Origin of the sequence: Flavobacterium sp. JLP (genome assembly GCF_015350755.1) — a bacterium.
GTDB lineage: Bacteria > Bacteroidota > Bacteroidia > Flavobacteriales > Flavobacteriaceae > Flavobacterium.
Genome location: NZ_JADKPS010000010.1, coordinates 1 through 13,311, shown reverse-complemented (window position 1 = coordinate 13,311; position 13,311 = coordinate 1). Strand labels below are relative to the sequence as shown.

General features: G+C 31.4%; 13 protein-coding genes. 9 read left to right on the top strand and 4 right to left on the bottom strand.

The window, feature by feature from the left end; genetic code table 11:
• Positions 1-34: 34 nt before the first annotated feature.
• Together IRZ83_RS19570 and IRZ83_RS18705 are read right to left on the bottom strand one after the other, a co-directional pair.
• Positions 35-781, bottom strand: coding sequence for a hypothetical protein (locus IRZ83_RS19570; protein ID WP_228515192.1), 747 nt, complete (start codon positions 779-781; stop codon positions 35-37).
• A gap of 164 nt (positions 782-945) precedes the next feature.
• Positions 946-1,383, bottom strand: coding sequence for a hypothetical protein (locus tag IRZ83_RS18705; protein ID WP_194570680.1), 438 nt, complete (start codon positions 1,381-1,383; stop codon positions 946-948).
• Positions 1,384-1,574: 191 nt separating this feature from the next.
• On the opposite strand from IRZ83_RS18705, the gene IRZ83_RS18700 reads away from it, so the two are divergent.
• Both IRZ83_RS18700 and IRZ83_RS18695 read left to right on the top strand, forming a co-directional pair.
• Entirely contained in the window at positions 1,575-2,600 is a 1,026-nt protein-coding gene (locus tag IRZ83_RS18700) for a 2-hydroxyacid dehydrogenase (RefSeq protein WP_194570679.1), read from the top strand.
• 27 nt (positions 2,601-2,627) lie between these two features.
• Complete coding sequence (locus tag IRZ83_RS18695) at positions 2,628-3,230, top strand: hypothetical protein (RefSeq protein WP_194570678.1); 603 nt, start codon at positions 2,628-2,630, stop codon at positions 3,228-3,230.
• A gap of 80 nt (positions 3,231-3,310) precedes the next feature.
• Here the strand turns inward: IRZ83_RS18695 and lysS are convergent, their stop codons facing one another.
• A complete protein-coding gene (gene lysS / locus IRZ83_RS18690; RefSeq protein ID WP_194570677.1) occupies positions 3,311-5,011 on the bottom strand; it encodes a lysine--tRNA ligase in 1,701 nt (566 codons plus the stop codon).
• Between the two features lie 285 nt (positions 5,012-5,296).
• Between lysS and IRZ83_RS18685 the strand changes: the two genes are divergently transcribed.
• The 6 genes from IRZ83_RS18685 to IRZ83_RS18660 all read left to right on the top strand — a co-directional run bounded on the left by IRZ83_RS18685 (position 5,297) and on the right by IRZ83_RS18660 (position 10,181).
• Positions 5,297-6,013, top strand: a complete 717-nt coding sequence (locus IRZ83_RS18685) for a hypothetical protein (protein WP_194570676.1) — start codon at positions 5,297-5,299, stop codon at positions 6,011-6,013.
• 172 nt (positions 6,014-6,185) lie between these two features.
• Positions 6,186-6,941, top strand: coding sequence for a hypothetical protein (locus IRZ83_RS18680; RefSeq protein ID WP_228520734.1), 756 nt, complete (start codon positions 6,186-6,188; stop codon positions 6,939-6,941).
• Between the two features lie 5 nt (positions 6,942-6,946).
• Complete coding sequence (lipB, locus tag IRZ83_RS18675; RefSeq protein WP_194570675.1) at positions 6,947-7,648, top strand: lipoyl(octanoyl) transferase LipB; 702 nt, start codon at positions 6,947-6,949, stop codon at positions 7,646-7,648.
• Positions 7,649-7,666: 18 nt separating this feature from the next.
• Positions 7,667-8,482, top strand: coding sequence for a DUF6597 domain-containing transcriptional factor (locus tag IRZ83_RS18670; RefSeq protein ID WP_194570674.1), 816 nt, complete (start codon positions 7,667-7,669; stop codon positions 8,480-8,482).
• A gap of 81 nt (positions 8,483-8,563) precedes the next feature.
• Complete coding sequence (locus IRZ83_RS18665) at positions 8,564-9,163, top strand: NAD(P)H-dependent oxidoreductase (RefSeq protein ID WP_194570673.1); 600 nt, start codon at positions 8,564-8,566, stop codon at positions 9,161-9,163.
• A gap of 166 nt (positions 9,164-9,329) precedes the next feature.
• Positions 9,330-10,181 carry a nuclear transport factor 2 family protein gene (locus tag IRZ83_RS18660; protein ID WP_194570672.1) on the top strand — a complete coding sequence of 284 codons (852 nt, stop codon included), beginning with the start codon at positions 9,330-9,332 and terminating at the stop codon, positions 10,179-10,181.
• Positions 10,182-10,287: 106 nt separating this feature from the next.
• Here the strand turns inward: IRZ83_RS18660 and IRZ83_RS18655 are convergent, their stop codons facing one another.
• Entirely contained in the window at positions 10,288-10,947 is a 660-nt protein-coding gene (locus IRZ83_RS18655; RefSeq protein WP_194570671.1) for a ribonuclease HII, read from the bottom strand.
• A gap of 695 nt (positions 10,948-11,642) precedes the next feature.
• On the opposite strand from IRZ83_RS18655, the gene IRZ83_RS18650 reads away from it, so the two are divergent.
• Positions 11,643-13,311 (top strand): SusC/RagA family TonB-linked outer membrane protein (locus IRZ83_RS18650; protein ID WP_194570670.1); only part of this gene is annotated, 1,669 nt, incomplete at its 3' end.

Below are 13,311 nucleotides of genomic sequence, written 5' to 3'. Positions count from 1 at the left end.
AGAGGCTTTAAAAGCCTCTTTTTTTTGATCTCAATTACATTTTATCTTTTCGGTGATCTTTCATTTTATCTTTATTCTCTTTTTGAATCGCAGTCCATTTTTTATATTGGTCAGCATTCAAAATCGATTTCATTTTAGCATCTGTTGCTTTATGATCTTCTTCCATTTGTTTTTTCATGGCTTTTTTCTCAGCATCAGTTGGCTTTGCATCAGCATCTTTTCTGCTTTTTTTAAGCATTTCCATTTTGGTACTTCTGTCAGATAAAAGTTCTCCAACTTGTTTTTGCTGCGCTGCATTTAAATTTAACTCAGTTGTTAATTTTTGCAAATGTGCTTGATCACGTTCTTGCGGCGTTTTGTGATCTTTTCTTTTATGATCACCTTTTCTGAAATCACCTTTATGTTCTTTTTTAAGCGCAGTCCATTTTGTGTATTGATCTGCATTCAAAATCGATTTCATTTTAGCATCATTAGCTTCTTTTTCAGCAGTCATTTGTTTTTTAAAAGCTTCTTTTTCTGCATCAGTAGGTTTTGTTTTATTATCCTTTCTTGCTGCTTTAAACTTTTCTGCTTTGGCACTTCTTTCTGCTAAAAGCTGTTTTACTTGTTCTTGCTGTTTTTTATCTAAATTCAATTCAGAAGTCAGTTTTTGTAAATGTTTTTCATTTCGCTGTTCCGGAGTTAAATTTTCTTTTTGATCACGTGCCGGTTTCTGATTGATGTCTTGTGCAAAACTTACTACTCCAACGAATAATAAAGCTGCGATAAATAATTTTTTCATAATTCGTTTTTTTTAAATGATTATACCATTTAGACTTCGGCGAGTTGGATAAGTTTAATGCGTTTTTAAGGTTTATCTTTTATTTAACAGAAAGTATTAAGGAAAGCATAATTTGTATTAGGAAATAAAAAAAGAGGCTTTTCAGTGCCTCTTTTTAATTGTAATTATTGATTTTCTTTTCTGTACTCTTTCATTCTCTCTCTCGCTTTGTCTTTGTTCTCTTCCTGAATAGCAGTCCATTTTTTATATTGGTCTGCAGTTAGTATCGTTTTCATTTTAGCGTCATTTGCTTCTTTTTCAGCAATCATTTCTTTTTTGAAAGCTTCTCTCTGATCAGCAGTTGGTTTTACATCGCTGTTTTTTTGAGCTTTACGAGCGTCTCTAAGTTTTTCAGCCTTAGCGCTTCTTTCTGCTAAAAGCTGTTTTACCTGTGCTTGCTGATTTGCATCTAAACTTAAATCAGTTGTTAGTTTTTTTAACTGTTTTTCATTGCGTTGTTCAGGAGTTAATCTTTCTCTTTGATCGCGAGATGGCTGATCCATGTCTTGTGCAAAACTTGCCATTCCAACGAATAACAAAGCTGCGATAAATAATTTTTTCATGAGGTAAGTTTTTTAATTGTTATACGAATTAGACTTTATAAGATTAATTAGGTTTAATTGAATTGCGAGAATTATAATTTATTTAACAAATTGAAGCGTAATTAATTAAAACGCTTTTGGTTATAAAAAAATTATAGAATTAATTGCGTATTTTTAGGGTATCAAGAAGTTAACAATTTAGAAAAAATATTATGAGTGCAATTGCTACATTACAGAATACTAAAATCGCTTTCTTTTCAACCCAGCCTTACGACAAGACTTTTTTTAATAAATACAATGCTGATTTTGGTTTTGAATTGGATTTTTATGAAACGCAACTTAACTCGCAAACCGTCATTTTAATTGAAAATTCGCATATTGTTTGTGTTTTTGTAAATGACATTGTCAATGAAGCTGTAATTAAACAATTGGCAGAAAAAAATGTAAAAATTATAGCATTACGTTGCGCCGGTTTCAATAATGTTGATCTGGAAGCTGCCAAAAAGTACAATATAAAAGTGTGCCGTGTACCAGCGTATTCACCACAAGCAGTTGCAGAACATGCGATGGCGATGATTTTGACTTTAAACCGAAAAACTCATAAAGCTTACAATAGAGTTCGTGAACAAAACTTCTCTCTAAACGGATTATTAGGTTTCGATTTATTCGGAAAAACAATTGGAATTATTGGAACAGGAAATATCGGAAAAGCTTTTGCAAAAATTGCTTTAGGTTTTGGCTGTAAAGTATTGGCATACGATATTGTAACAAATCACGAAATGGAAAAGGACGGAGTTAAATTTGTTTCTTTAGAAGAAATTTTTAAATCCAGTGATATAATTTCTCTTCATTGTCCGTTAAACGATCAAACGAAACATGTAATCAATAAAAATTCTATCGATTTGATGAAAGAAAGCGTTATGATCATCAATACCAGTCGAGGCGGACTGATAGAAACTGCCTGTGTAATTGAAGGCTTAAAAGAAGGGAAAATAGGTTATTTGGGAATCGATGTTTATGAGCAGGAAGAAAAACTTTTCTTTAGAGATTTATCTGCTGATATTATACAGGACGATGCTATTCAGCGTTTAATGAGTTTTCCTAATGTTTTGGTTACTGCACATCAGGCATTTTTTACCAATGAAGCTTTAACCCAGATTGCTCTGGTTACTTTTAATAATATTAAATCTTTGTTGATAGAGAATGATATTGAAAATAAAGCCGCATTGTTAGTTTAAATGTTACGAATTTAAAAATAAGAAATTATGAAGACTAAAATTTTAATCGCATCTGCTATTCTGGTTTTATATTCTTGTCAAAATAAAGACAAAACCGAATCGAAAAATATAATTAAAACAATTGCCGAAGATACTTTATCAAAAACTGTTGCAGGAACTGCAGACGTAAGTGAGGCTACTCCAAAAGATGACAAAGCAGTCGAGCTGATTCGCAAGCAATTAAATGTTTTGCTTGAGAAAGATTTGCCTGCAATGACAAAAAATGATCGATTTTTTTATTATGAAGCTTTTGATTTAAATAATGACAAGAAAAACGAATACTTTATTGGTTTTTCTAATTCTTATTTCTGCGGAAGCGGAGGCTGTTCAGGCTTTATTTTAAATAACGACGGAAGTGTAATCAATCGTTTCTCCGTAACCGATTTTCCGATTTTAGTAACAGCTTCAGTGTCTGAGAAATTTTATGATCTTGTATTTGAAACTGGAGGAAAATTTCATCTTTTAAAAATGAAAAACGGAAAATATCCTTCAAATCCATCTGTTCAGGAAGTTTGGAGAGGTGAAAATCCAAAAGAAAGCACTTCAGTCTTAGATATTAATGAGAAGAAATTCGAGAAATATTCGTTTTAGAATGCAAAACCCGACTGGTTTAAAAAAACGTGTCGGGTTTAAATATTATAAATATCATTTGGAATTTTCCAAACGATCAACTATTCCACTAATTCAACCATTTTAAATTCGCCTTCAACAGCAACTTTAGTCAAACCGTGTTTAGATAAATTTTTCATGGCAGCATCCCATTTTTTACCGCTTAAATTAGCTGTAACCTTTAGCTGCGATAAATCCATTTTATTTTCGTTTCCTTTTAGTAAAATGATAATTGTTTTTTCTTCATCGGATAATTCAATAGATTGTTTTTTCTCCGGACGCATTTGCGGGAATAATAAAACTTCCTGAATCGATGCATTGTTTGTCAAATACATAATCAAACGATCCATTCCAATTCCCATTCCAGATGTTGGAGGCATACCGTATTCAAGCGCTCTTAAGAAATCTTCATCGATAATTCCATTTGCTTCATCATCACCTTTTGCTGCCAAACGCATTTGATCTTCAAAACGCTCACGCTGATCAATTGGATCATTCAATTCAGAATAAGCATTTGCAATTTCTTTACCACAAACCATTAATTCAAAACGTTCTGTAAGTTCAGGATTGTCCCTGTGCTCTTTACATAAAGGCGACATTTCTTTAGGATAATCCGTGATGAAAGTTGGCTGAATGTAATTTCCTTCGCATTTAGCACCAAAAATTTCATCAATCAATTTTCCTTTACCCATTGTTTTATCAACGTCAATTCCCATTCCTCTTGCTGCGTCAAACAATTCTTCTTCGGTTTTTCCAGAAATATCAAAACCAGTAAAATGTTTGATAGAATCGGTCATAGTTACACGAGCATATGGTGCTTTAAAGTTAATTTGGTGTTCACCAAAAGTAACTTCGCTTGTTCCGTTTACAGCAATTGCACAATGTTCTAATAAACCTTCTGCAAATTCCATCATCCAGTTGTAGTCTTTATAGGCTACATATATTTCCATTGCAGTAAATTCAGGATTATGCGTTCTGTCCATACCTTCATTTCTAAAGTTTTTCGAGAATTCATAAACACCTTCAAAACCGCCAACAATTAATCTTTTTAAATACAATTCGTTTGCAATACGCATATAAAGCGGAATATCAAGCGAATTATGGTGGGTGATAAACGGACGCGCTGCAGCTCCACCTGCAATTGGCTGTAAAACCGGAGTTTCAACTTCAAGGTATCCAGCATCATTAAAATAACCACGCATCGCGCTAAATAACTTTGTACGTTTGATAAAATTTTCTTTTACTTGCGGATTCACTGTTAAATCTACATAACGCATTCTGTAACGTAATTCTGGGTCATTAAAAGCATCGTGAACGTTTCCTTCTTCATCAACTTTCGGCAAAGGAAGCGGACGAAGCGTTTTACTCAAAAAAGTAAAGCCGCTAACACGAATACATTTAGCACCAACTTGTGTAGTAAACAATTCACCTTCAATACCAATAAAGTCACCTAAATCAGTTAGTTTTTTAAATACCGTGTTATATAAAGTTTTATCATCACCTTCACACAAAACATCGCGATTCACGTACAATTGAATACGTCCTTCGCTATCTTGCAACTCAGCAAAACAAGCTTTTCCTTGATCTCTAACACTCATCAAACGTCCGGCAACGATAACCTTCTTACCTTCTTCAAAAGACTCCTTAATTTGCTTAGAAGTATGATTTACAGGAAAAAGATTAGCTGGATAAGGATTGATTCCTAAGTTGCGTAAGTTTTGAAGTTTTTCTCTTCGGATGATTTCTTGTTCTGATAATGCCATTTTGTGCTCTTTTTTAAGTGTGCAAAGATAAAGAAAAGAATGCAGATTTTAGAATGGAGATTTTAGATTTTTTATAGCAGTAATTTACGGGATTTCAATTACGTTCAGTCCCGCTCCCAAAGCCTCGGGACAATGTATCTTTTTTGCAGAAAAAACAAAAATGATACGGCTTTTATCGGAGCTAGATTAGAAAATTTTGTTTTAAAAGATGACTTAGCTTGAATGTTGATTAAATAAAAAACCTCAGTATCTTAGCAACTCAGAATCTTAGAATCTTTCAAAAAAATGAATAAACTAGCAATCTTTTTATTTTTAATTCTCCTTTCAAGCTGTCAGATTACCGAAACGCTCCATCTCAATCCAGACGGAAGCGGCAATATTGAAATTTATAGCCTTCGTGATGAAAATAGTGTTGAACAGCTAGGAAGAGCAAATTTCAGATCTGAAAAATTTAGAGATACAACATTTGCTTTTCAAGATTATATTACAAAGTATCACGAAACTTTTGTTAAATATAGTAAAGCTGACCAAGCCCTATTTCAGCAACATGCCAATGTTAAAATGCACATAAAAGCAGATCCAGTTCAAATGGAAAATTACAATATTGTTTCTTTTGATTTCAAGAAATTAGATGAAATACCAAATGTTTATGAAAGTCTCGGGTTATCAAATTCTCTGAAAGAAAATTATCCGATATCAAGTCGGTTTTTTAAAATAAGATACACTTTTGACGGAACTGTTTTTAAAAGGAATGTTGTGATTCTTGATCAAGAAAAATTCGATCAAGAAAAAAAAGAAATTGAGGAAAGAAAAAAAGTATATTCTAAATATAAATTAACACAATCTTATACGCTCAAATACTTCTTTCCTAAAAAAATAAAATCGGTTTCAAATGAAAAAGCAATTCTCAGTGCTGATAAAAAATATCTTACGATAGAATTTCAGCTTTCAGATTGTGTACAAAATCCTGAAATATCAAATCTCGAAGTGGTTTTAGAATAAATTATGGCTTACAGATTTTTTTGTAATAAAAACTTTGAAAAAGTTCCATCTAAATAACCTGCACTATTCCATTTAAATGATTTATTTGAGTAGGCAATGTTTGCATAAAGATTAAAGAAATCAACAATTAAACATTTTGAAAAGACTTCGTATCTTTGATAAAAAATTAACCATGATGAAATTATATAAAGTACTTAGTTTTTCTTTTTTATTAGCTGCGCTCACAAGCTGTACTTTTACCGAAAATATTTATGTAAACGATAACGGAACTGGAAAGTATGCTATCGATCTAGATGGTTCCGCACTTATGGAGATGGCTGGAGATCAAGTAGGAAGTCAAATGGGAGCCGATGGCAAAAAATCAATCGATTCTACTTTTACCTTCAAACAATTATTTGCAGATAAAAAAGACAGTATTGCAAAAATGTCTCCTGAAGCCCAAAAAGAACTTAAAAAGCTTGAAAATTTTGTAGTTAATACTAAAATGGACGCTGAAAAAAAGCAATTTTTAATGACGCTTGCAACTGATTTTAAAAGTGTAGGCGACCTTCAAGATATATTGCAATCGATGAATGCAATTCAAAAACTAGAAACTGGCAGTAATCCATCAACACCTCTTCCTGCTGGTTTGGGAGATAATAAAAGTAAATTGAGTTATACTTATGATGGAAAAAAATTTACACGTAAAGCCGTTATTGACAAACAAAAACTGGCAGAAAAAGTAAAAGATTCTGCAGATATGTCTAAAATGATTTTTGCATCGTCAAATTATATTATCAAATATCATTTTCCTAAACGAATCAAAAAAGTATCAAACCCAAATGCTTTGTTTAGCGACGATAGAAAATCAATTACAATTCAATACCCTTTCACGGATTATATGGAGAATCCTGACAAACTCAACTTTGAAGTCGAGTTTGAAAAATAATTAAAATGAACAAAAAAATTCAACTTCAAGATTTAGGAAGTAAAGATTATAAATCGACTTGGGAATACCAAGAACAACTTTTTGCATCGATAGTCGACCTAAAAATCAAAAATAGAAGAGAAGAACTAGACTTGCCGACACCTAATTATTTGCTTTTTGTAGAACATCCGCATGTTTATACTTTAGGGAAAAGTGGCGATTTAGAGAATTTATTATTAAACGAAAAACAGCTCGAAGCTAAAGGAGCCACTTTCTATAAAATCAACCGAGGAGGCGATATTACATATCACGGACCTGGACAAATTGTAGGATATCCGATTTTGGATTTAGAAAATTTCTTCACTGATATTCATAAATATTTGAGATTTCTAGAAGAATCTATTATTTTAACTTTAGAAGAATACGGATTGAAATGTGGCAGAAGCGAAGGCGAAACAGGTGTTTGGCTTGACGCAGGAACTCCGTTTGCGCGTAAAATCTGCGCATTGGGAGTAAGAGCTTCACGCTGGGTAACCATGCACGGATTTGCCTTAAATGTAAACGTAGATTTAGGTTATTTTGATAATATTATTCCGTGTGGGATTCGCGGAAAAGGCGTAACTTCTTTGCAAGTTGAACTTGGTGTAGAAAAAGTTGATGAAGAAGAAGTGAAATCTAAAATCATAAAACATTTAACTAATTTATTTGAAGCTGAATTTATTAAATAAGCTTTTAGGAGATAGAGTATGAAAAATGCTGAAGAAAATAACAATTACAGAATTGCAGTTCCTTCAGCATTTGAAACTGTTTTTTCTCATTTTTACTTCGCCGAAAATAAAACTTCACTTCCAATAACTAAAACATTATTACCGAGTTTTCAAACTATTTTGGTTTTTAACTTCGGAACAAAATCATCGTTAAAATCGAATCAAAATAGTATTCTTGAAGTTGAAAAATGCATTGTTCTAGGACCAATAAAACATGCTTTTAGCTATACTTTAGAACCAAATTCAGAGATTTTAGTGGCTAATTTCAAAGAAGATGCTTTCTATAGATTCTTTGGAAATGCACTTTTTGACTCATTGCCCATTCATCCAGATGATTTAATAAATGAAAATTGTTTTACTCTTTTATGGGAAGATCTTCAAAAGCTTTCTGATACGAAAGAACGTGTCGATTATATCTTAAATTTCTGCAAGCCTTATTTAAGAGAACAAAATGCAATTACAATGCTTTTAAAGGATTTTCAGGATGAGAGTTTAGATCCTATTAAAGTGATCGCTTCGCAGATAAATCAGACGGAAAGAAATATTCAGCTTCACCAAAAAAAGATTTTTGGTTATACCATTAAAGAAATCAATCGCTATGATCGGTTTTTAAAAACAGTCAATCAAATACAGCAAAATATACTTAACGATTCAAAAACGGATTGGCTGACGATTGTGGATCAATTTGGTTATTATGATCAAAGTCAGCTTATTCATGATTTTAAATATTACATGAATATCTCACCAACAAAATTCCTGAAATTCCAGAGCGATATCTGCAGCTCAAAAGGATAATTATAGCGATTTCGTTTTCTTACAATTGTTGCCAAAAGCTTCGTTTTACATTTGTCATGTTCAATCTTAAAAATAGAAAACATGAAAAATTTGATTATTTACGCACATCCAAATCCAGCAAGTTTAAATTATTTTTTTAAACAAACGGTTTTAGAAAGTCTTCAGGAATCTGGACAAGAAGTTATTGTTCGTGATTTAAATGAAATGAATTTTAATCCGGTTTTATCTCTCGAAGATATGAACGGACAAAGAATGGGAAAGGTTAGCGCTGATGTAAAAACAGAACAAGATTTTATTAGCTGGACAGATCGAATTATTTTTATTTACCCAATTTGGTGGACAGGAATGCCGGCAATTATGAAAGGTTATATTGATCGCGTTTTTAGTTACGGATTTGCTTATCGATACGATCAAGGCATTCAGAAAGGCTTGCTAACCGCAAAACAGACTATTATCATAAATTCTCACGGAAAATCGAATGCAGAATATGAGGCCATGGGAATGGATAAAGCCTTGGTTTTAACTTCAGACACTGGGATTTTCAACTATTGCGGATTAGAAATCAAAAAGCATTTTTATTTTGATAAAGCAGATAGAGCTTCGGCAGAAAATATTTCAGAATGGGAAGATCAAATTAAATTGGCTTTTAAATTCAAAGATGAAGTCTCTGTTGTTGGATAGAATTTATTTTAAAATAAAATGTAGAAAATGTAAAAATGATTTGTCGTGAATCAAGATTTTAAATTGACAGCAAATTATGGAAGATTGATGGTTTTGTAGCGTTTTTTATCTTAAATTTGGTTATATACTTTTATTGAAAGCTTAACTAAATCTAATTTAATGACTTATGAGAAAAATCTACTTTATTTGCTTCCTTCTTATGATGAATATTCTTTTTTCTCAAAAGAAGGATAAATTAACTCCAATAGAGGTTTATGAAAAAGTATGGCAAGAGCACAATAGTGATGCAAGGTTAAAATTAATTAAAACAATTTGGCTCGAAGACAGTACTTTTGAAGATCCTTCTGCATCAATAAAAGGATCGGTGGCATTTAATAATGTGGTCAATGAATTTTATAAAAAATTTCCTGATGCAGTATTAATTTCGGGACCAAAAGTTACGAAAGATAATTATGTGAGCTGGGATTGGAAAATTCAAGATTCAAAAAACAAACTTATAATGAGAGGACGTGAGTTTGCCAGATTAAATGGCAAAGGTCAAGTAAGTAAAATTATTAGTTTTTGGAATTCGGAAGTTAGTTTAACTGAATCTGAAATTTTACAAAATTTAGAAAATGATAATTATAAAGTTGTAGCAAAATATTTTGAATCTCTTTTTAAGACTAGAGATTTTACTGGAATAGCATCTATAATTGAGGAAGGAGCAATTTACAGTCAAGCTGAAGGATTGCCGTACGGAGGAACTTATGTAGGTTTTAATGAGTGGACAAAGATGTATACAAAATCTAGTGAGTTTTTTGATTTAGAAATAGAAAAAGAACCAACTTATTTTAGCAATGCAGTAAAAAATGAAGTGATTATTTATTTCACCATAAAATGCAAAGCAAAAAAATCTGGGAAAACACTTTCAATGCCAATTTCAGAACATTTTGATTTAAAAAATGGAAAAATAACTGCAATCAGACCATTTTATTTTGATACCAAACAATTTGCAGAATTTTTAAAAAGCAGAAAATAATATGTAATCATAATTACATTGATTTTCCTATTTTGACACTAAATATATTTATATAGGTAAAACAACACAACAGGCTTTTCAATTTTGAAAAGCCTGTTGTGTTGTTTTAGAATTCCAGTTTTAATTGTTCGGGTAAAAGTCTAAAACTCATTCTATGGTATTTTGTCGTGCCATATTTTTGAATAGCTTCACGATGCTCTTTTGTGGGATAGCCTTTATTCTGTCTCCAATTATACATTGGAAATTCTTCGTGAATTTGATCCATATATTCGTCTCGATAGGTTTTTGCCAAAATGGAAGCAGCTGCAATGCTCAAAAATTTTGCGTCACCTTTTATAATACTTTGATTTGGTATCGATTTTAACAGTTCGATTTCTTCGACAGAAAATTGTTTTCCAAAACTATTTTTTAAACCTAATTTCGCGTTCAACGATCGGTTTCCGTCTACAATAATATATTCAGGAACATGTTTTAGTTTTAAAATACATTCCTGCATTCCTTTCATCGAGGCATTCAAAATATTTATTTCATCAATTTCATCAGGAAATAAATGAGTAACTGAAAAGCAAACGGCATGTTGTTCGATAATTGGTTTTAATTGAAATCTTATTTTTTCAGATAATTGTTTACTGTCAGTTAAAACTTCATGTTCAAAATCTGCCGGCAGCATTATAGCTGCGGCAGTTACAGGCCCGGCAAGACAGCCACGGCCAGCTTCATCTGTTCCAGTTTCTAAAATAAATCCAGAAAAATTTCTTTCAAGCATTTATGTTGAATTTTTTAATTGACAAATATTAAAAATTTTCTTCTAAATCAACAATGATTAACAAATGAAATTATTTGATTTAGCAAAAATCAAGCAAAAGCAAGAGTTTTTAGAAAATTTCAATTCACTCTTAATAGATTTTAATATGTTTTCAACATAAAATTCAAATCATTTTGATTTTGCTGTCAAATTTCAAATTATTTTTCATGTTTTAAGTTCAAAAAATAAGGCATTATCGCTAAAGATTTAACTGTATAATTAGTTTTTTTGTCAGAGTTTTTAAATTTTATCTTAATAAAATTTATTCGGCATATTTTTTTTTTTTGGTTTTTTTAAACCAAATCAATCAAAGGAAAACAAAAATCAATGTTTTTCTGAGATTTTAAGCTTGGTTTTATCAAAACCTCAAAAAAGTCGGTTATTTTAATGAAGTTGATAAAAGTAGTCGACTTTTTTTATCGGTTTAATTAGGTGAATTTTTAAAATGTTAAAATTGTTTAACATTTTAATAGGGTCAAAAATAATTTTAAGATTAAAATAGAATGAAAAGTAGTGTTAAATTTTATATTTAGTTAGATTTTTAAGGGATATATTAAGGTTTTGTTAATAATCTAAAGAAAATTTAAATTGAAATAGTTTGTTATTTTAAGAAATAATTAAGATGTTTGTCGCATACTAATTCAAAATAAATTAAAATGAAATTAAAATTTAAATGGATTTTTACGCTTTTAGTAGCGTTGTCTATGCAGTTTTCTTTTGCTCAGGAGAGAACTGTAACTGGAAAGGTGTCTGACCAAACAGGCGTTATTCCAGGAGTTAATGTTCTTGTAAAAGGAACAAAAGTAAATACAGCAACTGACTTTGATGGAAGTTACTCTATTAAAGCAAAAACAGGTGATGTATTAGTTTTTTCATATGTAGGTATGAATAGCAAATCAGTAACTGTTGGTACTTCTAATACAGTAAGTGTCACTTTAGAGTCTGAAGCTCAATTAATGAATGAGGTTGTGGTTGTAGGTTACGGTGTTCAGAAAAGAAAAGAAGTAACAGGTTCTATTTCTAAAATTGCGGGTAGTGACATTGCTAACTTAGTTACACCAAGTTTTGAAGGAGTATTAGCAGGTAGAGCTACGGGAGTTCAAGTTGTAACTAACTCAGGTATTGTGGGTGTTGCTCCAAAAATTAGAATTAGAGGTATTGCTTCTATTTCTAGTGGAACTGATCCTTTAATTGTTGTTGATGGTATGCCAATTCTTAGTGGAGATATTGGAGGTGTAGCAAATACAAATGGTTTAGCAGATATTAACCCTGCTGATATTGAATCATTTGATGTATTGAAAGATGGTGCTGCAACTGCAATTTACGGTTCTAGAGCTGCAAATGGAGTTATTTTGATTACAACTAAAAGTGGAAAAAAAGGAACTTTAAAAGTTAACTTTTCTAGTACTTTAGGTGTAGCTAGTGCTGCTAAAAAGTATGACTTATTACAAACTCCTGACTTTTTAGTAATTTCTAATGAAAAAAGAACTAATGCAGGACAAGCTCCTTGGGCTGTTGGTAGTGCATACAATACAGATTGGCAAAGTGCAGTTTTAAGAAATGCTCCTCAATCAAATCATAATGTATCTTTTAGTGGTGGTTCTGATAAAACGAAATACTACTTGTCATTAGGATTAACAGATCAAGAAGGTATTAATAAAGCTAATGATATGAAAAGATATTCTATCAGAGCTAATATCGATCAGGATATCAACAAATGGTTGAGTATTGGAACAAATTTAAGTGTTACAAGAACAGAGTATAATGGATTAAATACAGGTGGTAGTTCACTTTCTGGTAATATTTTTAATACTACAAGACAGTTGCCTAACGTACCAATTTATGATGCAAACAATCCAACAGGATATAACTTGACATTACCATTAAGTGCCAATACAGTTGGAAAATGGGATAATACAGATCCAGTAGGGGATAACATCACTAACATTGTTTATGTATTAGATCATAATAAATATTACTCTAAAGTAAATAGAACATTGGCAAATGTTTTTGCAAATGCAAAAATTACTTCAGACTTAAGTTATAAATTACAAGTAAGTTCGGATAATTCAATTACTGGTGGTTTCCAATATTGGAATCCAATCCACGGTGATGGACGTTCAAGAAATGGTTATTTATTGAATGACAATACTGAATATTTAAGATGGAACTGGCAAAATATTTTGAACTACAAGCACACTTTTGCTGAAAATCATAATTTAGCTGCTACAGCTGTTGCTGAGTATCAAAAACAAAAATATCAGTATTTCTTTGGACAAGGAACAGATTTATTAAGTGATTTTTACGATCAAAACCTTGTAACAA

Excerpts from the sequence above, each read along its gene's own strand:
- IRZ83_RS18685 (WP_194570676.1), top strand. The coding sequence starts at position 5,297 with ATGAATAAACTAGCAATCTTTTTATTTTTAATTCTCCTTTCAAGCTGT.
- IRZ83_RS18665 (WP_194570673.1), top strand. The coding sequence starts at position 8,564 with ATGAAAAATTTGATTATTTACGCACATCCAAATCCAGCAAGTTTAAAT.
- IRZ83_RS18695 (WP_194570678.1), top strand. The coding sequence starts at position 2,628 with ATGAAGACTAAAATTTTAATCGCATCTGCTATTCTGGTTTTATATTCT.
- lipB (WP_194570675.1), top strand. The coding sequence starts at position 6,947 with ATGAACAAAAAAATTCAACTTCAAGATTTAGGAAGTAAAGATTATAAA.
- IRZ83_RS19570 (WP_228515192.1), bottom strand. The coding sequence starts at position 781 with ATGAAAAAATTATTTATCGCAGCTTTATTATTCGTTGGAGTAGTAAGT.
- IRZ83_RS18655 (WP_194570671.1), bottom strand. The coding sequence starts at position 10,947 with ATGCTTGAAAGAAATTTTTCTGGATTTATTTTAGAAACTGGAACAGAT.
- IRZ83_RS18680 (WP_228520734.1), top strand. The coding sequence starts at position 6,186 with ATGATGAAATTATATAAAGTACTTAGTTTTTCTTTTTTATTAGCTGCG.
- lysS (WP_194570677.1), bottom strand. The coding sequence starts at position 5,011 with ATGGCATTATCAGAACAAGAAATCATCCGAAGAGAAAAACTTCAAAAC.
- IRZ83_RS18660 (WP_194570672.1), top strand. The coding sequence starts at position 9,330 with ATGAGAAAAATCTACTTTATTTGCTTCCTTCTTATGATGAATATTCTT.
- IRZ83_RS18700 (WP_194570679.1), top strand. The coding sequence starts at position 1,575 with ATGAGTGCAATTGCTACATTACAGAATACTAAAATCGCTTTCTTTTCA.
- IRZ83_RS18670 (WP_194570674.1), top strand. The coding sequence starts at position 7,667 with ATGAAAAATGCTGAAGAAAATAACAATTACAGAATTGCAGTTCCTTCA.
- IRZ83_RS18705 (WP_194570680.1), bottom strand. The coding sequence starts at position 1,383 with ATGAAAAAATTATTTATCGCAGCTTTGTTATTCGTTGGAATGGCAAGT.